This is a genomic window from Microbacterium paraoxydans (genome assembly GCF_018224615.1).
In the GTDB taxonomy this organism is placed as follows: Bacteria; Actinomycetota; Actinomycetes; order Actinomycetales; family Microbacteriaceae; genus Microbacterium; species Microbacterium paraoxydans_B.
The window spans coordinates 1135961-1160283 of sequence record NZ_JAGTUK010000001.1 but is presented as its reverse complement, the minus strand read 5'-3'; the positions used below and the strand labels follow the sequence as shown (position 1 = coordinate 1160283).

Sequence of the window (24323 nt, the reverse complement as noted above, 5' to 3'; positions counted from 1 at the left end):
CCAGCCTAGCTACGCACACGCGCGAACAGCCCTCCTTTCCGGCGTTATCTCGCGAAGGAATCCCACTTCTTAACCGAGGAGCAGATCGCGGCCGTCCGGCGCCCGCGCTCACCTGCACGGGCGCCGGAAGCGCCCCGATAGAGTGGCACCGTCCCGCCTTCATCTACCGCAGGAGTTCTCATGCCCGTCGCCACCCCGGATCAGTACGCCGAAATGCTCGACCGCGCGAAGGCCGGCGGCTTCGCGTACCCCGCGTTCAACGTGTCCAGCTCGCAGACCATCAACGCCGTCCTGCAGGGACTCACCGAAGCCGGTTCCGACGGCATCATCCAGGTGACCACGGGCGGTGCCGACTACTTCGCCGGCCACACCGTGAAGGCCCGCGCGACCGGCGCCCTCGCCTTCGCGCGGTACGCCACCGAGGTCGCCAAGAACTACCCGATCACGGTCGCGCTGCACACCGACCACTGCCCCAAGGACGCCCTCGCCGGATTCGTCGAGCCGCTGATCGCCGCCTCCGAAGAAGAGGTCAAGGCCGGTCGCAACCCGATCTTCCAGTCGCACATGTGGGACGGCTCGGCCGTGCCGCTCGCGGAGAACATCGAGATCGCCAAGGAGCTCCTGCCCCGCATGAAGGCGATCAACGCGATCCTCGAGGTCGAGATCGGCGTCGTGGGCGGCGAGGAGGACGGCGTCGCGCACGAAGGCTCCAACGAGGCCCTCTACACCACGTTCGGCGACGTCGACCAGGCCGTGCAGGCACTGGGCCTCGGCGAGCAGGGCCGCTACATCGCCGCACTCACGTTCGGCAACGTGCACGGCGTCTACAAGCCGGGCGGCGTGAAGCTGCGCCCCGAGCTGCTGGGCGAGATCCAGGCGGAGGTCGCCGCGAAGTACAACACCGGCCCCAAGCCGCTCGACCTCGTGTTCCACGGCGGGTCCGGCTCGACCGACGAGGAGATCGCGCTCGCGGTCGCCAACGGCGTCGTCAAGATGAACATCGACACCGACACGCAGTACGCCTACACCCGCGCGATCGCCGACTACATGTTCAAGAACTACGACGGCGTGCTGAAGGTCGACGGCGAGGTCGGCAACAAGAAGCAGTACGACCCGCGCGCCTGGGGCAAGATCGCCGAGTCGGCGATGGCCGCCCGCGTGGTCGAGTCGACGCGTCAGCTCGGCTCGTACGGTCAGTCCCAGAGCTGATCGCTTCGCACGAACGAGAAGGGGCCCGGCACTGCGCCGGGCCCCTTCTCGCGTCCAGGAGGGATCAGCGGACGGAGCCCGCCGTCTGCTCCAGGTAGGCGATGAAGGCCGGGTCGTTCATCATCGGCACGGCGAGGCACAGCGACACGACGATCACCGTGGCGATCGCGCCGACCACGGGAAGCCACCACGTGAGCCGGCCGCGGCGGAGCCGTCGCAGCGACAGCGCCGCAGTGATGCACCAGCCCAGCGCGAGCACGATGGCCGCGACGGTGCCCCAGGGACGACCCATGGCGTAGTTGGTGAACTCCCCCTCGATGCCGAGGATCGCCATGGTCTCGTTCATGACGCGGCCGATGTCGAGGTACGACAGGCCGGTCACCACGACATTGACGAGGCCGTACGCGAGCAGCGCGATGGTGACGATCCGGTCGACCGGGTGGCGGCGGGGCGCGGCGGCCGTCGAAGCGGGAGCGGGGGCGACGGGCGCGGAAGGCGGGACCGCGGCCGGCGGCGCAGGCTCGTCCACGAGCGGCAGACCGCGCGCCAGCCGCTGCTCCTCCGGCGTTGCGATCTCGCCGTAGCGGGGGCGCTGATCTGTCATGTCGCCATGCTAACGCGCGTGTCGATGACCGGCTCCCAGCCAAGCGGTCGCGGAAACAGTGGCGGCCCCGGAGAAGTGGGGACTCCTCGGGGGCCGCGGAAGAGGAGCACTGGGGACGCTCCTCATCCAGGTCGGTCGCCGGCGCTGGGGACGCCTGTCGCGATCGGCAGCGCTCTGTATCGCACTGCTCTTCCCATGGTAGGAAACCCCGAGCGCGAGGACCAGGGCGCGGAATTCAGATAGTGAACTCCCCGCCCTCGCCGCCCCCGAGGGCGTCCGCGCCGAGCTGCAACGACAGATTGCGCGCTGAGCGCTGGAGGCGAGAGACGAGCCGACGGTCCACGACGGCCTGATCCGCGGGGAGCGAGATCGCGAGAGACGCCGTCACGCCGGGCGCAATCACCGGGACCGCCACGCAGGTCGCGCCGATCGCGTACTCCTCCTGATCGACCGCCCACCCCGGCGACTGCTCCAGCTGGGTGAGCAGCGTCCGCCGGTCGCTGATCGTGCGCGGGGTGAGCTCCTCCAGGCGGTGCCGGGACAGGTAGTCGAGCCGGTCCTCATCCGGGAGGTCGGCCAGGATCTGCTTGCCGAGCGCCGTCGCGTGGGCGCTGGAGTGCAGGCCCACCCACAGCTCGACGCGGGGGTTGCGCTCGGCGTCCACGATGTCGACGAGGTGCAGCTCGCCGTCGGCGAACCGCGACAGGTAGGCTGTGGCGCCGAGATCCTCGGTGACCTTCCGCAGCGCGGAGCGCACCCGCGCCAGGAACACGCCGCGGGAATCGACCTGCTGCTGGAACGCCGGGAAGCGCGAACCGAGCACGAGCCCGTCCGGCTCGGAACTCAGGTACCCCTCGTGCACCAGCGTGCGCACCAGGTTGTAGGTGGTGCCCGGCGTGAGCCCCGTGATCGCCGCGAGCATCTTGGTCGGCAGCGGCCGCGGCGAGTTCGCGACGATGTCGACCAGGCGGAGTGCGCGCTGCACCGACCCGATGAGGGTGGGCTCCGCCTCCGCCGCGCTCAACGCTATGCGCCTCCTCCGGCGGACGCACGGCCACCGAGAGCGCGGGCATCGCGCTGACCGGACGAGTCCTGGCGCAGTTCCTTCGGCAGCGAGAACATCAGATCCTCCTCCGCAGTGCGCACCTCCTCCACGTCGCGGTAGCCGGCGTCGCCGATCGCCTCGAGCACCTCGCGCACCAGCACCTCCGGCACGGACGCGCCGCTCGTGATCCCGACGGTCTCCACGCCGTCGAGCCACTCCTGCTGGATCTCCTCGGCGTAGTCGACGCGATACGCCGCCTTGGCGCCGTACTCCAGCGCGACCTCGACCAGCCGCACGCTGTTGGACGAGTTGGCGGAGCCGACCACGATGACCAGGTCGGCTCCCGCGGCGACCTTCTTGATGGCGACCTGACGGTTCTGCGTCGCGTAGCAGATGTCGTCGGACGGCGGGTTGTGCAGTTCCGGGAAGCGGGTGCGGAGGCGGTTCACCGTCTCCATGGTCTCGTCGACCGACAGCGTCGTCTGCGACAGCCACACGACCTTCGACGGGTCCTTCACCTGGACCGTGTCGGCTTCCTCCGGAGAGTTCACGACCGTGACGTGCTCGGGAGCCTCGCCCGCCGTGCCCTCGACCTCCTCGTGCCCGTCGTGACCGATCAGGAGGATCTCGAAGTCGTCGCGCGCGAACCGCACGGCCTCGCGGTGCACCTTGGTCACGAGCGGACAGGTCGCATCGATCGCGTGCAGGCCTCGGTCGGACGCGGCGTTCACGACTGCCGGAGAGACACCGTGCGCGCTGAAGACGACGTGGGCACCCTCGGGGACCTCGTCGACCTCCTCGACGAAGATCGCCCCCTTCGCCTCGAGCTCGGTGACCACATGGATGTTGTGCACGATCTGCTTGCGCACGTACACCGGGGCACCGTAGCGCTCGAGCGCCTTCTCCACTGCGACGACCGCACGGTCCACCCCGGCGCAGTAGCCGCGCGGCGCCGCGAGCAGCACGCGCTTGCGTCCGGGCACCGGGTTATCCTGAAGCCGCCCTGCCGCCGCACGCACGCGAGGAAGGCGGGGGACGGGAAGATGCACGGCTGTCGAGGTCACACCGGAATTCTATCGCCGTACAGCTGTGCGAGGCCGGGGAGAGCCCGAGCGGGAACGGGAGCAGATGACAGTCTTCGAAGCGACGACCGGTCCGGGTGAGACGCCGCCCGCCGACGCCGTCGCACCGCGCGACTCCACGGCCCAGGCCCCCACCTCGGTCGCGCGGCTGAACGCGACGATCCGCGACTTCGTCGCCCGCTGGAACACGGTGTGGGTCGAGGGCGAGATCACATCGTGGAACGTGCGCGCCGGCAACGTGTTCGCGCGGCTGAAGGACACCCGCTCCGACGCGCAGATCTCGATCCGCATCTGGTCGAGCGTGCGCGGTCGCATCCCCGCCGATCTCGGCGTCGGCGACCACGTGGTCGCGGCCGTCAAGGCGGACTACTTCGTGAAGTCGGGCGACTTCAGCTTCGCGGTGTCGGCCATGAAGCACGTCGGGTTGGGCGACCAGCTCGAGCGTCTCGAGCGGTTGCGCGCGCAACTGCGCCAGGAGGGCCTGTTCGATCCCGCCCGCAAGCAGCGGCTGCCGTTCCTCCCGCACGTGATCGGACTCATCACGGGCGAGCGGTCCGACGCCGAGAAGGACGTGCACCGCAACGCCGAACTGCGATGGCCGCAGGTGCGCTTCCGCACCGAGTACGCGGCCGTGCAGGGCGACCGCTGCGTGCCGGACACGCTGGCCGCGCTCGCCAGGCTTGACGCGGACCCCGACGTGGACGTGATCATCATCGCCCGGGGTGGCGGCGACCCGCAGACGCTCCTCGGGTTCAGCGACGAACGCCTGGTCCGCGCGGTCGCGGCGGCCAGAACCCCCGTGGTGAGCGCGATCGGTCATGAGAACGACCACCCGCTGCTCGACGACGTGGCCGACCTCCGCGCCTCCACGCCGACGGATGCGGCCAAGCGCGTGGTGCCCGATGTCGGCGAGCAGCGCGCCCTGATCGCACAGTTGCGCTCCCGCGCCACCACGCGTGTCACGCAGCGACTGACCCACGACATCGCCCAGCTCGAGCAGCTCCGTTCCCGTCCGGTGCTGCGCTCACCCGATCCGATCATCGAGGGACGCGCACAGGAGGCCTGGCTGCTGGTGTCCCGCGGTCGCGATGCCGTGAACCGTCAGCTCGATGACGCCGCCCGCCGCACGAGCGAACTGCGCGCCTCCCTCCGAGCCCTCTCCCCCGCGGCCACGCTGGCACGCGGCTACGCCATCGCCCACCTGGAGGGCGGCGTGATCCTGCGCGACGCGGCGGACGCCCCGGCCGGCAGCGCCCTGACGATCACGGTCGACCGCGGCTCGGTGGCGGCGCGCTCGGAGGGCGAGATCGCAGAGGACGGCTGAGCGAGGGCCGTCCGTGCCACGACGTAGGATGGAGGAGTGAGCGCGCTGAACGACACCCCTGTGGACACGCTGTCGTTCGAGGCCGCCCGGGATGAGCTCGTCCGCGTGGTCGCCGAGCTCGAGCAGGGCGCTCCCACCCTCGAGCAGTCGCTGGCGCTGTGGGAGCGCGGAGAGGCTCTGGCCGCCCGCTGCGAGGAGTGGCTGCTCGGAGCCAAGCGCCGCCTGGAGGCCGCCCGTGCCGCCGCCGGCGACACCGCGACGGACGGCGCCTCATGAGCAAGGGTCCCGCGATCAACGCCGACCTCGGTCGCCCGGAGACGCCGGAGGAGACCGCGGCGCGCAAGGCCGCGTCCAGCAAGGCGTACCGATCGAGTCAGACCGTCCGCAACCTGGTCGCCGCGCTGCTCGTCACCCTGCTGGTCGTCTTCGTCATCGTCGCGGTCGTCCCGCGGGGCGAGCCCGTGGCGCAGAAGCCGATCGACGTGGCCGGCATCGCGGAGGGCGTGGAGTCCACCATGGGCAGCCCCGTGATCGTCCCGGAGCTCGGCGACTTCTGGCGCGTGAACGCGGCCGAGCTGCAGAGCGGTGCCACGGTCGTGTGGGAGGTCACGATGGCTCCGGCTGCCGACGACGAGCGCGGCTTCATCAAGCTCGCACAGGCGTTCGACGCCGATTCGTCGTGGGCGCCGCAGCGTCTCAGCGGCGTCGCCCCCACCGACACCGTCCGCATCGGCGGGCTGGAGTGGGACGTGTACAAGCCGGGGAACGCGGGCGCCGACGCCAACGTCACCTACGCGATCGGCACGCAGGCCGGCGACGACTACGTGCTTCTCTACGGCTCCCGTTCGGCGGACTCGACCGCCGAACTCGCCGAGTCGCTCATCCCTCAGATCCGCACCGTCTCGGAGGCCCGATGACCCACCCGCTGACCCCCGCCGCCGCCTGGAAGCAGATGCAGGACGGCAACCGTCGCTTCGTGCTCGACGAGCCGCAGCACCCGAACCAGAACGTGGCGCGACGCAAGGATCTCGCGGCGGCCCAGCATCCGGTGGCGACGCTGTTCGGATGCGCCGACTCGCGCCTGGCGGCGGAGATCATCTTCGACCTCGGTCTGGGCGACCTGTTCGTGGTGCGCAATGCCGGGCAGGTCATGGGCGAGTCGATCGTGGCGAGCCTGGAGTACGCGGTCGCCGTGCTGGAGGTGCCGCTCATCGTGGTGCTCGCGCACGACTCGTGCGGTGCCGTCAGGGCCGCGATCGACGGCACCGCCATCGACGCCGAGCCGCTCCCGCCGCACATCTGGAAGCTGATCGCGCCGATCGTGCCCGCGGCCCGCAAGGTGCTCGCCGAGACCGGCGGCGCGACCGTCGCCGACATCGACGCGGAGCTGGTCGGCCGTGAGCACCTGCGCAACACGGTCAACGACCTGCTGCAGTCGTCCGAGATCATCAGCACCGCCGTCGCCGAGGGCCGCCTCGGCATCGTCGGCGCGAACTACCGTCTGGCCGAGGGCGAGGCTGTGCCCGTCATCACGGTCGGCATCGAGGCCGAGGGGATCGACCCCGCAACCAAGGAGGGTTCGGAATGACCGACACCGAGTACCGCATCGAACACGACACGATGGGTGAGGTGCGCGTGCCCGTGAACGCGCTCTACGGCGCGCAGACGCAGCGTGCCGTGGAGAACTTCCCGATCTCGGGCAAGGGGCTCGAGTCGGCGCAGATCGCCGCGCTCGCGCGGATCAAGAAGGCGGCGGCGCTCGCGAACAAGGAGCTCGGCACGCTCGACGGCGGCATCGCCGACGCGATCGCGCAGGCCGCCGACCAGGTGGCCTCGGGGGCGCACGACGGCGAGTTCCCGGTCGACACGTACCAGACCGGCTCCGGCACCTCGTCGAACATGAACATGAACGAGGTGCTCGCCACGCTGGCGACGCGCATCCTCGGTGCGACCGTGCACCCGAACGACCACGTGAACGCCTCGCAGTCGTCGAACGACGTGTTCCCCACCTCCGTGCACATCGCCGTCACGCAGGCCCTGATCGACACGCTCATCCCCGCGCTGGACCACCTCGCCGTGGCTCTCGAGGCCAAGGCGGAGCTGTGGAAGGACGCGGTCAAGTCCGGTCGCACCCACCTCATGGACGCGACGCCGGTCACGCTCGGCCAGGAGTTCGGCGGCTACGCCCGTCAGATCCGCCTGGGCATCGAGCGCGTGCAGTCCGCTCTCCCCCGCGTGGCCGAGGTCCCGCTGGGCGGCACGGCGGTCGGCACCGGCATCAACACGCCGCTCGGCTTCCCGCAGAAGGTCATCGCCCTGCTCGCCGCCGAGACCGAGCTGCCGATCACCGAGGCGAAGGATCACTTCGAGGCGCAGGCCAACCGCGACGGGCTGGTCGAGGCCTCCGGCGCACTGCGCACGATCGCGGTGTCGCTCACGAAGATCAACAACGACCTGCGCTGGATGGGCTCGGGCCCCAACACGGGTCTCGGCGAGCTGCACATCCCCGACCTGCAGCCGGGGTCGTCGATCATGCCGGGCAAGGTCAACCCGGTCGTGCCCGAGGCCGTGCTGATGGTGTGCGCGCGGGTCATCGGAAACGACGCGACCGTGGCCTGGGCCGGCGCTTCCGGCGCGTTTGAGCTGAACGTCGCCATCCCGGTCATGGGCACCGCCCTGCTGGAGTCGATCCGCCTCCTGGCGAACGCCTCGCGCGTCCTCGCCGACAAGACGATCGACGGCCTGCAGGCGAACCTCGACCGCGCCGCCGCCTTCGCGGGGATGAGCCCGTCGATCGTGACGCCGCTGAACAAGCTGATCGGCTACGAGGCTGCCGCGAAGATCGCGAAGCACTCGGTCGCGAAGGGCATCACGGTGCGCGACGCCGTGATCGACCTGGGCTACGTGGAGCGCGGTGAGCTCACGCTGGAGCAGCTGGACGAGAAGCTCGACCTGCTGTCGATGACGCACCCCGGTTGATCAGCCCCTTGCCGAGACGACGGATGCCGCGGAGACCTGGTCCCCGCGGCATCCGTCTGTGTACGCCGGTCAGCTGAGCTCTCCGCCCTCCAGGAGCTCGGTGACCAGAGCCGCGATCGCCGACCGCTCCGAGCGCGTGAGGGTGACGTGGCCGAACAGGTCGTGCCCCTTGAGCTTCTCGATCACGCTCGCGATGCCGTCGTGGCGTCCGACCCGGAGGTTGTCGCGCTGGCCGACGTCGTGCGTGAGGATCACCCGGGAGTTCTGCCCCATGCGGCTGAGCACGGTGAGCAGGACGTTGCGCTCCAGCGACTGGGCCTCGTCCACGATCACGAACGCGTCGTGCAGCGAGCGTCCGCGGATGTGGGTGAGCGGGAGCACCTCGAGCATCCCGCGCTCGACGACCTCGTCGATCACGTTGCCGGAGACGACGGAGCCGAGCGTGTCGTACACGGCCTGACCCCAGGGGTTCATCTTCTCGCCCTGGTCGCCGGGGAGGTACCCGAGCTCCTGCCCGCCCACGGCGAAGAGCGGACGGAAGACGATGATCTTCTTCTGCTGCTGCCGCTCCAGCACGGCCTCCAGACCCGCGCACAGGGCGAGGGCGGACTTGCCGGTGCCGGCGCGTCCGCCGAGCGAGACGATGCCCACCTCGGGGTCGAGCAGCAGGTCGATGGCGATGCGCTGCTCGGCGGACCGGCCGTGCATGCCGAAGATGTCGCGGTCGCCGCGCACCAGCCGGAACTCGCCGTCTCCGGTGATGCGCCCGAGAGCGGAGCCACGCTCGGAGTGGATGATGAGGCCCGTGTTGACCGGAAGGCCGCGGACATCCTCGCTCAGCCCGACCTCGCTCTCGTACAGGTCGCTGATGTCGTCCCCGGAGAGGTCGAGGTTCGCGATGCCCGTCCAGCCGGAGTCCACGGCCTGCTCGGCGAGGTACTCCTCGGCGCGGAGCCCGAGCGAGGCCGCCTTGACGCGCATCGGGAGGTCCTTCGAGACGATCGTCACGTCCTGCCCGTCCTGCGCGAGGTGCATCGCGACGGAGAGGATGCGGCTGTCGTTGTCGCTCAGGCGGATGCCGGCGGGCAGCAGGGACAGGTCGGTGTTGCCGAGTTCGACGCGGAGCGTGCCGCCCTCACCCACCTCCACCGGGAAGTCGAGGCGTCCGTGCTCGACCCGCAGGTCGTCCAGGTGACGGAGCGCCTGCCGGGCGAAGTAGCCGATCTCCGGGTCGTGCCGCTTGCCCTCGAGCTCGCTGATGACGACGACCGGCAGCACGATCGAGTGCTCGGCGAATCGGAAGAAGGCCTGCGGATCGCTCAACAGCACCGACGTGTCGAGCACGTAGGTGCGCAGGTCCTGATCGGGCTGCGCGGCCGAGGTGCTTCTCGACGACTGACGGGTGGACTGCTGCGCGGTGCTGGTGGTCTGCTGCGCTGAACGTGTGGTCACGACCCACTCCCGACCCGGGGATTCCCGGTTGTTCGAACGAGTCGACCAGGGGGTCACGAGTCGCGAACCTGAGGCCGACCCGACCGGGCGCCTTGCCCGATGCCTCGAAGGTACGACCGCGCCCGTGATTAACACGGGCTCGACACGCCAGCGATTTGTTAAGCGCTGATGAACGTCTCCTGGCCGAATGCCCGCAGGGTGTCGTCGAGCAGGCGGAGCGTCTCGGCGTCGGTCCCGGCGTGCGGGGCGATCCGGACCGCTGCCCCACGGGCCGTCACGACGATCCCGGCATTCGCGAGCGCGGCCGCGAGGCGGGCGGGCTCGTCCGGCGCGAGGGCGACGATCCCGGCGCGGTGCTCGCGCTCGCGCGGCGAAACGACACGGATGCCGTGGCGGTCGGCGATCTCGATCACGGTGTCGACGTGCTCGGCGAGCCGCGCCTCGATCGCCGAGACTCCGGCGTCGCGCACGTCGCGTGCCCCGATCGCGAGACGGCCGGCGGCCAGGGTGTCCGGTGTGCTGACGGTGTAGGCGCGCGCCGACGCAGCGGGTCCCGGCAGCTCGTCGATCACCAGCCCCTGGGTCGTCGTGCCCGTGATGCCGGACAGGACGGGCGTGATGCGCTCTCTGGCGCGCGGGGAGAACCAGGCGAAACCGGTCCCGCGTGCCGCCCTGAGCCACTTGTAGCCGTGGCCGATCACCACGTCGGCGGCGGTGAAGTCCACGTCGATCACGCCGAACGACTGGACCGCGTCCACGATGAGCAACCGGTGGGATCCGAGGACGTCGCGCATCGCCCCCAGGTCCACGCGGTAGCCGGTGCGGAAGTCGACGTGGCTCACGGCGAGCGCGGTCACCTCGTCGTCCAGCACCTCGGCGACAGCCTCCGGGGTCACCCTGCCGTCCGCCGGCGTGATCCACCGGGGGGTCAGGGCGCGGTCCGCGGCGGTCGATGCGCGCTCGAGCGTGAGGCTGACGCTGGGGAACTCCGCGGTGGACGCGACGACCGCGCCGCTCAGGCCATACAGCGCATGCATGAGGCCGTGCGTGGAGGAGGGCTGCAGCGTGACGTCTGCGGCCTCGGCGCCGAGCAGCTCCGCGACGAGCTCCTGCGCCTGTCCGATGCGCTCCGCGACCAGGGCCAGCGAGGACGGCCGCCCGCTCGCCAGCAGATCCGCGTCCGCGAACACCTCCTCGCGCACGGATGGCGATAGGGGGCCGAACGCCGCCCAGTTCAGGTAGCCGGGTTCGGTGTCGAACGTGCCGACGTAGTCCTCGAGTGCACTCACGTCGTCATTGTGGCATGGCGCCGCGGGCCCGCCTCACCGCCCGAAGCGACGGTCCCGATCGGCGTAGTCGCGGATCGCGCGGAGGAAGTCGACCTGGCGCAGGTCGGGCCCGAGCGCCTCTACGAAATAGAACTCGCTGTGCGCGCTCTGCCACAGCAGGAAGTCGCTCAGACGCTGCTCTCCGCTGGTACGGATCACGAGGTCCGGGTCCGGCTGTCCGCCGGTGTAGAGGTGCTCGCCGATCATCTCGGGCGTGAGCTGCGCGGCGAGATCCTCCATCGTGCCGCCGGACGCCTCGTGCTTCGTGATGATGCTGCGCACGGCGTCGACGATCTCATTGCGACCGCCGTAGCCCACCGCGAGGTTCACGTGGAGACCGGTGTGATCCTTGGTGCGCTCTTCGGCGGCGGCGAGCACGGCGGCAAGCTCCGCGGGCAGGATGTCGGAGCGGCCCACGTGCTGGACTCGCCAGTTGCCCTCCTGCGAGAGCGCCTCCGCGAGCTCCGCGATGATCTCGATCAGATCGGCGAGCTCGCCCGAGTCGCGCTTGCGCAGGTTGTCGCTGGAGAGCAGGTAGAGGGAGACGACGCGGACACCGAGCTCGTCGCACCAGCCGAGGAACTCGTGCATCTTGGCGGCGCCCGCCCGATGCCCCTCCGCAGGAGTGTCGAAGCCGAGCTGCCGGGCCCAGCGCCGGTTGCCGTCGATCATCATGGCCACGTGGTGCGGGACCGACTCCGGATCGAGGTGACGACGCAGCCGGCTGGTGTACAGCCGGTACAGCGGCCCGCGGCCCGGGCTCTCGCGTGACATCACCCACCTACGCTACCCTGCCCCGGGCTTCGGCGCGGTGTGCGGATGCCGGAGGACATGTGCCATCGCCGGCATACCGCGCGGCCTAGAGTGAGGACGTGAGCACTTCCGACGAGCCCGGCACCGACGTCCCCAAGCTGCCGCTCCTCGAGGCGGCTGCAGCCGACGCGGCGACGGAGATCAAGCCCACCTGGCGCGGCTGGATCCACGCGGCGACCTTCCCCGTGGCGATCGCGGCCGGGGTGGTGCTGATCGTCCTGTCGCATGGTGCGCCGGCGAAGTGGGCGGCGGCGGTATTCATGGCCACGTCCCTGCTGCTGTTCGGCAACTCGGCGATGTACCACCGGTTCAACTGGCGCCCGCGGGTCAAGGTGATCCTCAAGCGCATCGACCACGCGAACATCCTGCTGCTCATCGCGGGCACCTACACGCCGATCGCCACGCTCGCGCTCCCGCCGGAGAAGGGCACTCTGCTGCTGATCCTGGTCTGGAGCGGCGCGCTCCTGGGCATCCTGTTCCGCGTGTTCTGGATCCATGCACCGCGGTGGCTATACGTCGCGCTCTATCTGCTGCTGGGCTGGGCGGCTGTGATGTACATCGTCGATCTGCTCAACGCCAACGTCGCCATGATGGTGCTCGTGATCGTCGGCGGACTGCTCTACACCGGCGGGGCGATCGTGTACGCACTGAAGAAGCCCAATCCGTGGCCCGGCCACTTCGGCTTCCACGAGATCTTCCACGTGTGCACGGTGCTCGCGTTCCTGTGCCACTGGACCGCGTGCCTGCTGATCGCGCTCGCGCCGCTCACGCCGTCACTCGGCGCGCCGTGACGCGTCAGCGCGCGTCCGGACGCCCGTCGTCGCTCTGGTCGGCGTCCTGGCCGGAGGGCGCGTCCCCGGCCTCCGAACGGGACCGCTCGGCCTGCGCTGCCTGCTCCGCGTCGAGCTCCTCGCGCACTTCCTCGCGGTATCGCACGCGGCGGATGCGACGGTTCATGTCCCAGATGAGCAGGATGACTGCGACGACCACCACGACGATCACGGCGAAGCCGATGAAGCCGGGGGTCACGGCCTCCGGCGCCACGGTCATCGAGGGCGTGGGCATCGGAGTCTCGGACAGAGCACGCATGAATCGGCCTTTCGTACGCAGGTCGCATAACCTGGTATCACCAGCCTAACGACCGGAAGACCCTCCCTGTGACGACCGCCACCGAGCTCGATGAACGCTACGGCCGTACCCGACGGCGGCGGCTCCCCTGGATCATCGGCGGGTCGATCGCTCTCCTTCTGCTGGGCGCCCTCGCGTGGATGACGGTCGCCCAGTCGATGACCTCGGTCGATGCCGACGACCTGGGATTCGAGCTCGTGGACGAGCACGCGGTCGACGTCCGGTTCCAGGTGACCGGGGTGCAGGGCAAGGATGTGGTGTGCGTGCTGGAAGCGCTCGACGAGGAGTTCGGAGTCGTGGGCTGGAAGGTGGTCGAGCTCCCCGCGTCGGACCGCCACTCGCAGACGCGCTCGGAGCGCATCCCCACGGTCGCGGAGGCCACCACAGGTTTGGTGAACACCTGCTGGGTCGCCTAGACTGAGGGCAGACAGACGACGCCCCGGCCCGTGCCGGGGCGTCTTGGCATATCCCCCGCGGTGAGTCGGCGGGATCCCGATAGAAGGAGCTTCGTCATGTCCACGGACGCTCAGGTTCCGTTCCTCACGCAGGAAGCGTATGACCGGCTCGTCGCCGAGCTGGAGCACCTCTCCACGGTCGGCCGCGACGAGATCGCCAAGCGCATCGAGGCCGCGCGTGAAGAGGGCGACCTCAAGGAGAACGGCGGCTACCACGCCGCGAAGGACGAGCAGGGCAAGCAGGAGGCCCGCATCCGCACGCTCGAGAGCCTGCTGAAGACCGCGAAGGTCGGCGAGGCACCGGCCAGCCGCGGCATCGTCGAGCCCGGCACGGTCGTCACCGCGGTCGTCGCGGGCGGCGAAGAGGTGTTCCTGCTCGGCAGCCGCGAGATCGCGGCAGGAAGCGACCTCGACGTCTACAGCGAGGCGAGCCCGCTCGGCCAGGCCATCCTCGGCCTCAAGGTGGGCGAGAAGTCGTCCTACGAAGCCCCGAACGGTCGTGCCATCAGCGTCGAGATCGTCAACGTCGAGACCTACACGGGCTGATCGACCGCGAACCACGCGGCGCCCCTCGTCCATGCGGACGAGGGGCGCCGTCGTAGGTCGACTCAGTCGGGCACGACGATCGGGGCGAAGCCCGCGCGCCGCAGCGTGTCGAGCGTGTGCTCCGAGTGCTCCGGCCCTCGCGTCTCGACGCTCAGCTCGAGGATCACGTCGCTGATCTGGAGCCCGTGACCGTGCCGGGTGTGCATCGCCTCGATGACGTTCGCTCCCGCCTCCGCGATGAGCTCGGAGACGCGCGCGAGCTGGCCGGGACGGTCGGGCAACGGGATGCGGATCGTGAGGTAGCGCCCCGAAGCCGCAAGACCGTGGGCGACCACCCGCTGCAGCAGGAGGGGGTCGATGTTGCCGCCGGACAGCACGGCCATGGTGGTGCCGCTCGGGGTCACCTTGCCGGACAGGATCGCCGCGACGCCCGCCGCACCCGCCGGCTCGACGACCACCTTGGCCTGCTCGAGCAGCAGCACGATCGCGCGGGCCAGGTCGTCGTCCGACACCGTCACGACCTCGTCCACGAGATCCTTGATGATCTCGAAGGGCACGTCGCCCGGACGGGCCACCAGGATGCCGTCGGCGATGGTCGGCCGCGTGACGATGTCCACCGGCTCCCCCGCCTCGAGCGACGGCGGCACCGCTGCGGCGTTCTCCGCCTGAACGCCGATCACGCGCACGCTGCGCCCCAGCTCGGCCGCACGGGCCTTGACCGCCGCCGCGACGCCCGCGATGAGGCCGCCGCCGCCGATGCCCAGCACGACCGTGTCGACCTCCGGGGCATCGGCCAGCAGCTCGAGCCCGAGCGTGCCCTGACCGATCACGACATCGCGATGATCGAACGGGTGGATCAGCACCGCGCCGGTGCGCTCGGCGAACTCGGCCGCCAGCCGGAGCGAGGTCGCCACCGTCTCGCCCTCGAGCACGACCTCGGCGCCGTAGCCACGCGTGGCGAGGAGCTTCGGCACGGGGACGCCCAGCGGCATGAAGATGGTGGCGGGGATGCCGAGCGCCTGCGCCGCCAGGGCGACCCCCTGGGCGTGGTTGCCCGCCGAGGCGGCGACGACGCCGCGCGAGCGCTCCTCCGCGCTCAGCCGTGACAGCCGGTACGCGGCGCCCCGGATCTTGAACGAGCCAGTCCGCTGCAGGTTCTCCATCTTCAGCAGCACGGGTGCACCGAGCGCGTCGGAGAGCGCCCGAGAGGGCAGGGTCGGCGTGTGCGAAATCACCTCAGCCAGACTCTGAGCGGCGTGCTCGAACTCGGTCAGGCTGGGGACTTGGCTCATCGATTCCTCCGTGTCCGCTGTCGCGGGACTGTGCTCCAGATCAGGTCTCCGCTCGGGCCGACGCCGGTGCGCCAGGAGCCCGAACTGATGGTGACCGCGGCGACGTTCACGAACGCCGCCAGCGGTACGGCGAAGAGGGCACCGGGGATGCCCGCGATCATCGCGCCGCCCGCCACCACGAGGACGACCGCGAGCGGGTGCACCTTGACGGCCGAGCCCATCATGATCGGCTGAAGGATGTGCCCCTCGATCTGCTGCACCGCAAGGACGACCACGAGCATCCACAGCGCGATCCACGGGCCGTTGTACACGAGGGCGAGGAACACCGCGACCGCGCCGGTGACGACCGCACCGACGATCGGGATGAACGATCCGAGGAAGACGAGGACGGCGACCGGAAGGGCGAGCGGCACCTGGAGCAGGAACGCTCCGAGGCCGATGCCGATCGCATCGATGGTCGCGACGAACAGCTGAGTGCGCGCGTAGTTGACGATGGTCGCCCAGCCGTTGCGGGCGGCCCCGTCGACCGCGGGACGCGCCCGGCGCGGGAAGATCTTGACCGTCCACCGCCAGATGCCCGCGCCGTCGGCCAGCAGGCAGATCAGGATGAACAGCGCCAGCAGCGCGCCGGTGGCGACGTGACCGACGGTCGTGCCGATCGCGAGCGCCCCGGTCCACAGCAGCTGGGCCTGCTCGGAGATCAGGTCGAGACCCTGCTGCAGGTAGTCCGCGATCTGGGTGTCGGACAGGTTGAGCGGGCCGTCGTGCAGCCAGACCTGGAACTGGTCGAACGCCTCCGTCGTGCGCTCCTGCACATCGGGCAGCTGAGCCCTGACCTGCCACACCACGAGCCACATGAGACCGGTGACGATCGCGATCGTGCCGATCAAGGAGATCGCGATCGCGAGCCATCGCGGCACCCCGCGCCGCAGCATCCACGAGAAGGCCGGCCACAGCAGAGCGGTGATGAGAATCGCGACCATGAGCGGGATGACGAGCAGCTTCAGCAGCATCACCAGCCAGATGAAGACGCCGACCGCCGCCGCGATGAGAAGCAGCCGCCACGCGTAACTCGCGGTGATGCGCAGCGGCAGGGGCACGGCCTCGTCGGCCTCGGTGGTCACGGTCCGATCGGTCGACACGGGGCGCGGACGGAACAGATCGCGCAGCCGGGGTCGCTGGTCCTCGCTCATCGCCTCAGTCTACGGTCATGCGGTATGCCGCTCGGCGCATCTTGACATCGGCGGCGATGTCCGACGCCGGCGCTACGCTGGCCGCGTGACCGACTCCCTCAGCTCCGCGCAGGCGCGCCGCATGGCTCTCGCCGCTCAGGGGTTCACTCGCGCGCGACCCGCAACCGTCTCGAGCCGGCATGTGCACCGTGTGATGGAGCGCCTCGGCGTGCTGCAGATCGACTCGGTCAACGTGTTCGCGCGTTCGCATTACCTCCCCCTGTTCTCCCGACTCGGCGCCTACGACCCCGCGCTGCTCGACCGCCTGTTCCTGTCGCGCACCACGCACTATGTGGAGTACCTCGCGCACGAGGCCACGTTCATCCCGGTCGAGGACTGGCCGCTCTGGCAGTTCCGCATGGATGCGTTCCGGCGGCGGTGGGCCGGGGAGGACTCGTGGCTCAGCACCAACGCCCGCACGGTCGAGTGGGTGCACGCAGAGCTGCGCGACCGAGGCCCCCTGCGCCCGGCAGACCTGCGCGCGGATGCCCCGCGTGAGCGCGGCACGTGGTGGGACTGGGACGAGGTCAAGCTCGCACTGGAGCATCTGTGGCGCATCGGAGACGTGGCCGTCAGCGGTCGACGCGGCTTCGAGCGCACGTACGCCCTGGCGGAGCACGTGATCCCCGAGCACATCCGTGCGCGCGAGGTGCCGCGCGAGGAGGCCATCCGCGAGCTCATCCGTCGGGCTGCCCGCTCGAGCGGAGTCGCGACCACGTCCGACCTCGCCGACTACTACCGCATCCGCGATCGCGCCACGATCGGCCGCGCGATCGCCGATCTGCAGGACGCGGGCGAGCTGCTTCCCGTCCGTGTACGTGGGTGGGAGCGCGCCGGCCGCCCGCTGCCCGCGTGGCGGCACCGCGACGCCGCGCTCCCCCGTCGTGTCGACGCCGCGGCGATTCTCACGCCCTTCGATCCCGTGGTGTGGTTCCGCGAGCGCGCGCTCCGTGCTTTCGAACTCGACTACCGCATCGAGATCTACGTGCCGGCTGCCAAGCGGCGCTATGGCTACTACTCGCTCCCGGTGCTGGTCGGCGACCGGATCGTCGCCCGCGTCGACCTCAAGGCCGACCGTGCGGCCTCCACGCTGCAGGTGCAGTCGGCGTGGTGGGAACCGCAGGCCCGCCCCGGCGACGCGGAGGCGATCGCGACGGAGCTGCGTCTGGCCGCGGCATGGCAGGGACTCGAACACGTGTCGGTGTCGGGATGGGGCGACGCCACGACCGCGCTGCACGACGCCCTCGCGGCGGGCGACGGCGCCCCCGTGCGGCGACACGTGCACGAGCGGGAGGGCGCGGCGTGAACAGGCGCCTCCGGGTGGCGGTGACGATCGCCGTGGTGGTGCTCGTGATCACCCTCGGAGGCTGGTTCCTTGTCTCGTCGCTGCGGTCGCCCTCGCCGGAGGACGCCGCGCTCGCGTATCTGCGCGCCCTGGAGGACGGTGACCCGCAGGCGGTGAAGGCGACGGGAGCGGAGGTCCCGGCGTCGGCTCTGGCGGCCCTGGACGGAGCCACCGCGAGGATCGAGCATCCCGCCGTGACCGCGGTGCAGGGCACCGGCGAGGCGCGTCGGGTGGAGGTGTCGTTCCGCCTCGACGGCGAGGAACACGACGCCGAGCTGTCGGTGAGCGCCGTGGACGGCCGCTGGGTGGTGGATTCGTCGTGGCTCGGTGCACTCGAACCGAAAACGACGATCGGCACGGCGGTCACGATCGGCGAAGCGGCCCTCCCCGGCGGTGAGCAGACGGCGCTGCTCCCGGGCCGCTACCGGGTCGCGGCTGCCCCCGTGGCGCTGCTCGACGGCACCGCCGACGCCGTCGTGCTGCCGGGAGAGACGACGACGGTCGAGCTGCAGACCGTGCTGCGTCCCGACGCCGTCAAGGCCGCGCAGCGACAGCTCGACGAACACCTCGAAACCTGCACGGCTCCTGCCCCCTCGCCTCCCCCGGGCTGCGGCATCCGACTCCCCTGGGGCGTCGACTTCCGCGCCGTGACAGAGATTCGCTACCGCATCGACCAGCAGCCCACTGTGTCGCTCACGCCCCCCGGCTTCCATGCCGCCGGCGGCGTGCTGGTGGCCACCGTGACCGGGACAGGACAGGACGGAGCACCGCGGACGACGACCTACCGCAGCGACGACTGGAGTCTTCGCGGAGATGTCGAATTCACCGCCGAGGGGCTGCGGCTGACGGCCTGGTGACCGCGCGCGTCAGAACTGCACGCGCGGCGGCTCGGAGATCGCACCGCTGTCGGCGACCTCGAAGAACTCGCGCTCGGTGAACCCGAGGCCCTTGGCGAAGAGGTTGTTGGGGAACACCTTGATCTTGGTGTTCAGCTCGCGCACACCACCGTTGTAGAACCGCCGGGCCGCCTGGATCTTGTCCTCCGTGTCGACGAGCGACTGCTGCAGCTGAAGGAAGTTCTGGCTCGCCTGCAACTGCGGGTAGGCCTCCGCGACCGCGAACAGACTGCGCAGCGCCTGCTGGAGGTGCCCCTCGGCGATGCCCGCCTCGCCCGGGCCGCTCGCGGTGAGCGTCTCGGCGCGCGCACGCGTGACGTTCTCGAACACCGCCTTCTCGTGCGAGGCGTAGCCCTTGACGGTCTCGATCAGGTTGGGGATGAGGTCCGCTCGACGCTTGAGCTGGACGGTGATGCCGCTCCATGCCTCGTCCACTCGCACATTGAGCTGCACCAGCGAGTTGTACGTGGCCCAGAGATAGATGCCGACGAGCAGGATCACCCCGACGACGATCAGTACCGGCACGAGCCATTCCATCAGAGCCCCACCCTTCCTCGTGTTTCTCTCATCCTAGACGCGCAGCCTGCGCGTGGACTGGGCGCATCACACCCGTCGAGCGCTCAGGCGCCGAGCACGCGATCCAGGTACCGGTTGGTGAAGCGCCGCTCGGGATCGAGTCGGTCGCGCAACGCCACGAAATCGTCGAACCGCGGGTACACCGCGCGCAGCGACGGCGCATCCTGGGTGTGCAGCTTCCCCCAGTGCGGACGCCCCCCGTGCTCCCGCATGATCTGCTCGACCGCCTCGAAGTACGACGTCGGGTTCGCTCGCCAGTAGCGATGCACCGCGATGTAGGCGCTGTCGCGGCCGTGAGCGGTGGACAGCCAGCGGTCGTCCGCCGCGGCGAAGCGCACCTCGATCGGGAACTCGATGCGCCAGCCGCGATCCGTGATCAGCTGCTGCACCGCACGGAACGCCGGGACCACCGCCTCGGCCGGGATCGCGTACTCCATCTCGCGGAAGCGGACCGTCCGGCTCTGCGTGAGCACGCGATGCGAGAGATCGGTGTACTCGCGATCGCCCGTGAGCTGCACCGCCAGACGACTGAACGGCGGAGTGACCGAGGGAACGAGCTGACCGGCCGCGCACACCACGCGATACACCCCGTTGGAGAGGAGGGTCTCGTCGATCCAGCGGCCGACGACGGGCAGCGGCCTGCGAACCGTCGACTCCGGCAGGCGCGTCTGGCGCTTGGTGAGCGCGACCTCGGTGTGCGGGAACCAGTAGAACTCGAAGTGGTCCGACCCGGCGACGCGCTCGTCCAGCGACGACAGCACGTCCTCCAGGGGCACGGGCTCGTCGATCGCGTGCAGGACGAACGACGGAACGCACTGCAACGTCACCTCGACGATGATGCCGAGGGCACCCAGCCCGACGGCGACCGCGGGAAGCAACTCGGGCTGGTTCTGCTCGTCGATGCGGAGGAACTCACCGTCTGCCGTGATCAGCGTGACCCCGACGACCTGGGTCGCGAGACCGCCGAAGGCCGCGCCGGTTCCGTGGGTTCCGGTCGAGATGGCGCCGGAGATCGACTGCCGGTCGATGTCGCCGAGGTTCTGCATCGCCAGTCCGTACGGAGCGAGCAGCCCGGGGATACGGTGCAGACGCGTGCCGGCGAGGAGCGTGACGCGCCCTGAAGACGCATCCGCAGCCACGAGCCCCTGCAGGTCGTCGAGCTCCAGCAGCACGCCCGGCGCGACCGCGATGCCGGTGAAGCTGTGCCCGGCGCCGACCGCCTTGATCGGCAGCCCCTGTTTCACGGCGGCGCGCACGGCGCGCTGCACTCCCTCGGGGCTGCGCGGGCGCTCGACGCGGATCGGTCGTACCGACGCGGAGCGCCCCCAGTTCTGCCACGTGCCGCCGATGCGCGTCACAGGAACGCCTTCCCCTCGCCGCGGTAGGTGGGCAGTTCGTCGATGACCTCGTCTCCGGAGACCAGGTGGTAGCGCTCGATCCGCTCGGCCGGTTCCCCGCTCTTGGCGTGCCGGAACCAGACCCGATCGCCCACGCCGAGCGTCGCCGCGTTCGGACCGCGCAGCGGCGTCTGCACCTCACCCGCCGCCTCCCGCGGCAGCGTGCGCAGGTCTCTCGGCCACACCGGAAGCGGTTGCCGGGAGGCCACGGCAGGGCCCGAGGCGATCCAGCCACCACCGAGCACGGTGGCGATGTCGGCCGCCGGCCGCCGCACGACGTCGAACGCGAACGCGGCAGCCGGGGCCGGACGGAACGAGCGATAGCCGTCGAACAGGTGTCCGCCGAGAAGCCCGCTGCCCGCGCTGGCCTCGGTGAGCGATTCATCACTGCCCGTGAACTCCAGCGAGCCGGTGCCCCCGCCGTTCAGGAACTCCAGCGGCGCGACAGCGGTGACGGCCGACACGATCGCGGCTCGGCGTTCGCGCAACTCCTCGCGAGAGCGTGCCTGCACGAGACGGATGAGCGGGGCGTCCGGCCCCGCGTCGTCCCCCTGTCCGGCGATCTGCGCGTCGTACATCTGCAGTCCGACGAGTCGGAAGCCCGGACGTGCCGCGACCTTCCTGGCGAAGGCGGCGACCTCACCCGCGGAGAAGAGCGCCGAGCGCCGCACACCGATGTGCCCCAGCAGTGGGGAGCGCCACGAGGCATCCACGTCGATGGCCACCCGGATCTCCGGGCGTGCGCCGGGAGCCGCGACGCTGTCGATGAGGTCGAGGTGCACGAGGTCGTCCACCATGAGCGTGATGCGCCGGGCCGCCTCCTCGTCCGCGAAGAGCCTCTCGAGCGCGACGCGATCGACGGTGGGGTATCCGAGCACGATGTCGTCGTGGGTCTCGGCGAGCCAGAGCGCCTCCTCCAGCGTGAACGCGAGGATGCCGCGGAACCCCGGCAGCCGCAGGACCGCATCCAGCACGGCGCGCACCCGCACCGACTTGGACGCGACGCGGATGGGCAGCCCGCCCGAACGCACCAGCAGGTCCATCGCGTTGTAGCGCAGGGCTTCGCGATCGATCACCGCCACCGGGGCGGGGAGGTGACCCGTGGCGGCCGACAGACGAGGCCAGTAGCGGCCGGGGTCTTTCCACTCGGGGGCGACCGCGGGGGCGCCCGGAACGGGGCTCAGTTCATCGGTGAGGTCGAGCACTCCCCCACCCTATGGCCTGAGTGCACTCGGGTTCACCCCTCGCGACACCGCGTCGCACGGCCACGCGGGGGCTCACGTTCGTCCGCCGCTAGGCTGGCGACGCGGCCCCCGTAGCCCAATGGCAGAGGCAGGCGACTTAAAATCGCTTCAGTCTGGGTTCGAGTCCCAGCGGGGGCACCCGCCACGGACTCAGCGTCCGAACAGGTCGCCGATCCCGGGAACCCCCAGGTCGCCCAGCCGCTCGCCCCAGCCGGTCGCGGTCTCACCGAGACCAGACACCGCCTCCCCCGCGGATCCGAGCAGCTCCCCGGCCCCGCCCGTCAGTGCCTCCACGTCGACGCCCGACGCCAGCGCCTCGACGTCCAGCCCCTCGGCGAGCGCCCCGAAGTCGACCCCGAGCGACGCGGCCTGGTCGAGCAGCGGTGCCGCGACAGCGCTCACGACGGCGCCACCGGCCACGACGCCGAGCAGGCCGAACGCTGCCCCGCCCGCCGCAAGAGCAGCCCCACCGCCCACTCCGCGAGTCCTCGACAGCAGCCCCCGCATGCGCCCGGGCCGCATCGCCTCGGCCCGCCCAGCGGCTCGGGCCAGGTCGTCCGCGGATGCCGAACGCGGCCGCTCACCCGCGGGCAGCTCCTGCCGCATGCGCGCCGCGAGCAGCTCGCGCTGCTGCGGGGTGAGGGACGCGAACGCCTCACGGTGGATCTGCTCGATGCGGTGAGGATCGGCGGTCTGCATCAGGTAGTCGTAGCGCGCGATCGCCGCGCGGTCCCGCGGATCGACCGCGGACGCACCGACGCCGCCGGGCGCCGGGGGCGGGCTGTACGGCCCGCCGGATGCGGACGCCGGGCGCGGGCGCGCGGCGCGGTGTGGCGCAGGCGGGGGCGTCGATGACGCAGGGGCTCCCCTCGACTCGGACGGGGCGCCCGCGCCGCGCACGGACTCCACGGCTCCGCGGATCATGCCGCTCCAGTCGGTCGAGCCGCGGCCGTCCTCGCCGGAGCGTCGAGAGCCGCTGGCGCCGTTGGTGTCGAGCGCATCGGAGGCGAGACGGATCAGTCGGGAGAGCTTTCCCATGGTGGTCCCTTCGTGAGGCGGGCCACCGGACTGATCGACGTCCAACGTCGGCAGGGAATCCCGGCAACCCGCGAGCAGGTGCCAAGGTCTCCTCCGCCCCACGGGGCCAGCGGGCCGGGACACGATCTCGTGTCCGTAATGACGACGCCGCTGCAGACGGGAGTACTCCCCTTGCCCTCGTGAGCTTACCGGGGCCACCTATGGATCGGCTCTCCGTCACTCACTCAGAGGAGATCGTCGAGCACATCGAGCACGTCGTCGCGGATCGCGATGAACGCCGTGCGGACCTCTGCCCGCGCGTCCTCACGGGACAGCTGCTCGATGACTCGATACAGGGTGCCGAGCGGCAGCGATGCCGCCGCCTCACGAGCACTCAGCTCTCCGAAGCCTTCGGGCGGCGGCCCGATCCGCGCCGCGAGCACGAGTTGGTCGCACAGCACCGACGCCGCGCCCAGCAGGGACGCCGCCGCCCGAAGATCGCTGCGCGCCACCTCGGTGCACAGCAGACGATCTCGGACGATGCGGGTCAGGCGACGTGAGTGCGGCGCAGGGATCGGACGGCGCGAGCGGATCCGCCACCGGTCGTCGCCTTCCCTGGGCGCTTCGTAGGACACCGGTTCGCCGTCGCGCACATGGATCGCCGGAATCTGCGTGGGGACCGACAGGGGGTCCCGGCCCCACCAGGACGCCGGAGCCTCTGTGTCGGCAAGGAAGGCCGTCGCCCGCTCCGGCTCGGGAGACGTCGTGGACGCGGAGCAGAACTCCACCAGGCTCGGATTGCTGGCGTACGACGCCAGGCCCCGGGACCGCGCGAAGCGGAACAGTGCTTCTCCCTCCGATGCGGGACTGCGTGCATCACCCTCGGCGAACTCCGCAGCCATCGCGACGGGCAGCACGGTCGCGACCGCCGACAGCGTCTTTCCCGGCGGCGTGACCCACGCACGACCGGCGAACGCGGCGATCCGCACAGCGTGGGACGCGTAACTGTCCCATGCCGTGAAGAAGCTCAGCAGCGCATCGGGCTGACGGGCTACCGCATCCCGCATCTGCGCGAGGAACGCCGGGTGCACCGTCGCGCTCCCCGACAGCACCAGGTGGTGACTCGCGCCGGGGCTCCACGGGCGCCATGCGGGCCGTGGAGTGCCACGACGCTCCGGCTCCTCCACGGCGTCGGCGACGACTCGCACCGGGAAAGGACGGAGCGCTTCCGCCAGCGCGACAGCCCGTGACGCCCCGCCGGGCAGCGCCCGGACCGAAACGCTCAGGGTCGGTGTCGGCTCCCCGCTCTGCGTCGTCACCTGTTCTCCTCGCATCGTGGACGATCAGCCCGGCCGCACC

At 70.6% G+C, this 24323-nt stretch carries 25 protein-coding genes and 1 tRNA gene; 12 read left to right on the top strand and 14 right to left on the bottom strand.

Going from position 1 to position 24323, the window contains the following annotated elements; translation table 11 throughout:
* Positions 1–180 precede the first annotated feature (180 nt).
* Complete coding sequence (gene fbaA, locus KE274_RS05450) at positions 181–1209, top strand: class II fructose-bisphosphate aldolase (RefSeq protein WP_211541612.1); 1029 nt, start codon at positions 181–183, stop codon at positions 1207–1209.
* 64 nt (positions 1210–1273) lie between these two features.
* On the opposite strand, the gene KE274_RS05445 is transcribed toward fbaA, so the two are convergent.
* From KE274_RS05445 to KE274_RS05435, 3 genes are all read right to left on the bottom strand, one after another.
* A complete protein-coding gene (locus KE274_RS05445) occupies positions 1274–1813 on the bottom strand; it encodes a DUF6264 family protein (protein ID WP_211541611.1) in 540 nt (179 codons plus the stop codon).
* 235 nt (positions 1814–2048) lie between these two features.
* Complete coding sequence (locus KE274_RS05440; protein WP_211541610.1) at positions 2049–2837, bottom strand: IclR family transcriptional regulator; 789 nt, start codon at positions 2835–2837, stop codon at positions 2049–2051.
* A gap of 2 nt (positions 2838–2839) precedes the next feature.
* Positions 2840–3922, bottom strand: coding sequence for a 4-hydroxy-3-methylbut-2-enyl diphosphate reductase (locus KE274_RS05435; RefSeq protein ID WP_211541609.1), 1083 nt, complete (start codon positions 3920–3922; stop codon positions 2840–2842).
* Positions 3923–3986: 64 nt separating this feature from the next.
* On the opposite strand from KE274_RS05435, the gene xseA reads away from it, so the two are divergent.
* The 5 genes from xseA to KE274_RS05410 are packed head-to-tail and all read left to right on the top strand — an operon-like array spanning position 3987 to position 8243.
* Entirely contained in the window at positions 3987–5264 is a 1278-nt protein-coding gene (gene xseA, locus KE274_RS05430) for an exodeoxyribonuclease VII large subunit (protein WP_211541608.1), read from the top strand.
* Positions 5265–5300: 36 nt separating this feature from the next.
* Positions 5301–5540 (top strand): exodeoxyribonuclease VII small subunit, encoded by a 240-nt coding sequence (locus KE274_RS05425; RefSeq protein WP_211541607.1) that lies wholly within the window; start codon positions 5301–5303, stop codon positions 5538–5540.
* Positions 5537–6181: a DUF4245 family protein gene (locus tag KE274_RS05420; RefSeq protein WP_211541606.1), complete on the top strand. Its 645-nt coding sequence runs from the start codon at positions 5537–5539 to the stop codon at positions 6179–6181. Before KE274_RS05425 ends, KE274_RS05420 begins: the two co-directional genes overlap by 4 nt.
* The gene (locus KE274_RS05415; RefSeq protein ID WP_211541605.1) at positions 6178–6852 is read left to right on the top strand and encodes a carbonic anhydrase; all 675 of its coding nucleotides are present in this window, start codon (positions 6178–6180) and stop codon (positions 6850–6852) included. Before KE274_RS05420 ends, KE274_RS05415 begins: the two co-directional genes overlap by 4 nt.
* A complete protein-coding gene (locus KE274_RS05410) occupies positions 6849–8243 on the top strand; it encodes a class II fumarate hydratase (RefSeq protein ID WP_211541604.1) in 1395 nt (464 codons plus the stop codon). The genes KE274_RS05415 and KE274_RS05410 overlap by 4 nt, the downstream gene beginning before the upstream one ends.
* A gap of 69 nt (positions 8244–8312) precedes the next feature.
* On the opposite strand, the gene KE274_RS05405 is transcribed toward KE274_RS05410, so the two are convergent.
* The 3 genes from KE274_RS05405 to KE274_RS05395 all read right to left on the bottom strand — a co-directional run bounded on the left by KE274_RS05405 (position 8313) and on the right by KE274_RS05395 (position 11797).
* Entirely contained in the window at positions 8313–9695 is a 1383-nt protein-coding gene (locus KE274_RS05405) for a PhoH family protein (protein ID WP_211541603.1), read from the bottom strand.
* Between the two features lie 158 nt (positions 9696–9853).
* Entirely contained in the window at positions 9854–10984 is a 1131-nt protein-coding gene (locus KE274_RS05400) for an aminotransferase class V-fold PLP-dependent enzyme (protein ID WP_211541602.1), read from the bottom strand.
* A gap of 33 nt (positions 10985–11017) precedes the next feature.
* Entirely contained in the window at positions 11018–11797 is a 780-nt protein-coding gene (locus KE274_RS05395; protein WP_211541715.1) for an isoprenyl transferase, read from the bottom strand.
* 98 nt (positions 11798–11895) lie between these two features.
* Here KE274_RS05395 and trhA point away from each other — a divergent pair, with 98 nt between their 5' ends.
* Complete coding sequence (gene trhA / locus KE274_RS05390) at positions 11896–12627, top strand: PAQR family membrane homeostasis protein TrhA (RefSeq protein ID WP_211541601.1); 732 nt, start codon at positions 11896–11898, stop codon at positions 12625–12627.
* A 4-nt stretch (positions 12628–12631) separates the two neighbouring features.
* Here the strand turns inward: trhA and KE274_RS05385 are convergent, their stop codons facing one another.
* On the bottom strand, positions 12632–12901 hold the full coding sequence (locus KE274_RS05385; RefSeq protein WP_307872154.1) for a hypothetical protein: 270 nt from the start codon (positions 12899–12901) through the stop codon (positions 12632–12634).
* Positions 12902–12993: 92 nt separating this feature from the next.
* Between KE274_RS05385 and KE274_RS05380 the strand changes: the two genes are divergently transcribed.
* The gene (locus KE274_RS05380; RefSeq protein ID WP_211541599.1) at positions 12994–13380 is read left to right on the top strand and encodes a DUF4307 domain-containing protein; all 387 of its coding nucleotides are present in this window, start codon (positions 12994–12996) and stop codon (positions 13378–13380) included.
* A 96-nt stretch (positions 13381–13476) separates the two neighbouring features.
* The gene (gene greA, locus KE274_RS05375) at positions 13477–13965 is read left to right on the top strand and encodes a transcription elongation factor GreA (protein ID WP_136033456.1); all 489 of its coding nucleotides are present in this window, start codon (positions 13477–13479) and stop codon (positions 13963–13965) included.
* Between the two features lie 62 nt (positions 13966–14027).
* Here greA and ilvA read toward each other — a convergent pair whose 3' ends face one another.
* Together ilvA and KE274_RS05365 are read right to left on the bottom strand one after the other, a co-directional pair.
* The gene (gene ilvA / locus KE274_RS05370) at positions 14028–15257 is read right to left on the bottom strand and encodes a threonine ammonia-lyase (RefSeq protein WP_211541598.1); all 1230 of its coding nucleotides are present in this window, start codon (positions 15255–15257) and stop codon (positions 14028–14030) included.
* The gene (locus tag KE274_RS05365) at positions 15254–16450 is read right to left on the bottom strand and encodes an AI-2E family transporter (RefSeq protein WP_211541597.1); all 1197 of its coding nucleotides are present in this window, start codon (positions 16448–16450) and stop codon (positions 15254–15256) included. The genes ilvA and KE274_RS05365 overlap by 4 nt, the downstream gene beginning before the upstream one ends.
* A gap of 85 nt (positions 16451–16535) precedes the next feature.
* Here KE274_RS05365 and KE274_RS05360 point away from each other — a divergent pair, with 85 nt between their 5' ends.
* Both KE274_RS05360 and KE274_RS05355 read left to right on the top strand, forming a co-directional pair.
* Positions 16536–17795, top strand: a complete 1260-nt coding sequence (locus KE274_RS05360) for a winged helix-turn-helix domain-containing protein (protein ID WP_211541596.1) — start codon at positions 16536–16538, stop codon at positions 17793–17795.
* Entirely contained in the window at positions 17792–18691 is a 900-nt protein-coding gene (locus KE274_RS05355) for a hypothetical protein (RefSeq protein ID WP_211541595.1), read from the top strand. Before KE274_RS05360 ends, KE274_RS05355 begins: the two co-directional genes overlap by 4 nt.
* 9 nt (positions 18692–18700) lie before the next feature.
* Here KE274_RS05355 and KE274_RS05350 read toward each other — a convergent pair whose 3' ends face one another.
* From KE274_RS05350 to KE274_RS05340, 3 genes are all read right to left on the bottom strand, one after another.
* Entirely contained in the window at positions 18701–19267 is a 567-nt protein-coding gene (locus tag KE274_RS05350) for a LemA family protein (RefSeq protein WP_211541594.1), read from the bottom strand.
* Between the two features lie 83 nt (positions 19268–19350).
* Positions 19351–20664 (bottom strand): D-arabinono-1,4-lactone oxidase, encoded by a 1314-nt coding sequence (locus KE274_RS05345; protein ID WP_211541593.1) that lies wholly within the window; start codon positions 20662–20664, stop codon positions 19351–19353.
* Entirely contained in the window at positions 20661–21908 is a 1248-nt protein-coding gene (locus tag KE274_RS05340) for an alanine racemase (RefSeq protein ID WP_211541592.1), read from the bottom strand. The genes KE274_RS05345 and KE274_RS05340 overlap by 4 nt, the downstream gene beginning before the upstream one ends.
* 104 nt (positions 21909–22012) lie before the next feature.
* On the opposite strand from KE274_RS05340, the gene KE274_RS05335 reads away from it, so the two are divergent.
* Positions 22013–22085, top strand: a tRNA-Leu gene (locus KE274_RS05335).
* A gap of 12 nt (positions 22086–22097) precedes the next feature.
* Here the strand turns inward: KE274_RS05335 and KE274_RS05330 are convergent.
* On the bottom strand, positions 22098–22985 hold the full coding sequence (locus tag KE274_RS05330) for a cation-transporting ATPase (protein WP_211541591.1): 888 nt from the start codon (positions 22983–22985) through the stop codon (positions 22098–22100).
* A 224-nt stretch (positions 22986–23209) separates the two neighbouring features.
* Positions 23210–24283: a hypothetical protein gene (locus tag KE274_RS05325; RefSeq protein ID WP_211541590.1), complete on the bottom strand. Its 1074-nt coding sequence runs from the start codon at positions 24281–24283 to the stop codon at positions 23210–23212.
* Positions 24284–24323: the final 40 nt, after the last annotated feature.

Coding starts and splice junctions, on each gene's coding strand:
- KE274_RS05395 (WP_211541715.1), bottom strand. CDS start 11,797: ATGTCACGCGAGAGCCCGGGCCGCGGGCCGCTGTACCGGCTGTACACC.
- KE274_RS05415 (WP_211541605.1), top strand. CDS start 6,178: ATGACCCACCCGCTGACCCCCGCCGCCGCCTGGAAGCAGATGCAGGAC.
- ilvA (WP_211541598.1), bottom strand. CDS start 15,257: ATGAGCCAAGTCCCCAGCCTGACCGAGTTCGAGCACGCCGCTCAGAGT.
- KE274_RS05410 (WP_211541604.1), top strand. CDS start 6,849: ATGACCGACACCGAGTACCGCATCGAACACGACACGATGGGTGAGGTG.
- KE274_RS05445 (WP_211541611.1), bottom strand. CDS start 1,813: ATGACAGATCAGCGCCCCCGCTACGGCGAGATCGCAACGCCGGAGGAG.
- KE274_RS05365 (WP_211541597.1), bottom strand. CDS start 16,450: ATGAGCGAGGACCAGCGACCCCGGCTGCGCGATCTGTTCCGTCCGCGC.
- fbaA (WP_211541612.1), top strand. CDS start 181: ATGCCCGTCGCCACCCCGGATCAGTACGCCGAAATGCTCGACCGCGCG.
- KE274_RS05330 (WP_211541591.1), bottom strand. CDS start 22,985: ATGGGAAAGCTCTCCCGACTGATCCGTCTCGCCTCCGATGCGCTCGAC.
- KE274_RS05350 (WP_211541594.1), bottom strand. CDS start 19,267: ATGGAATGGCTCGTGCCGGTACTGATCGTCGTCGGGGTGATCCTGCTC.
- KE274_RS05420 (WP_211541606.1), top strand. CDS start 5,537: ATGAGCAAGGGTCCCGCGATCAACGCCGACCTCGGTCGCCCGGAGACG.
- greA (WP_136033456.1), top strand. CDS start 13,477: ATGTCCACGGACGCTCAGGTTCCGTTCCTCACGCAGGAAGCGTATGAC.
- xseA (WP_211541608.1), top strand. CDS start 3,987: ATGACAGTCTTCGAAGCGACGACCGGTCCGGGTGAGACGCCGCCCGCC.
- KE274_RS05385 (WP_307872154.1), bottom strand. CDS start 12,901: ATGCCCACGCCCTCGATGACCGTGGCGCCGGAGGCCGTGACCCCCGGC.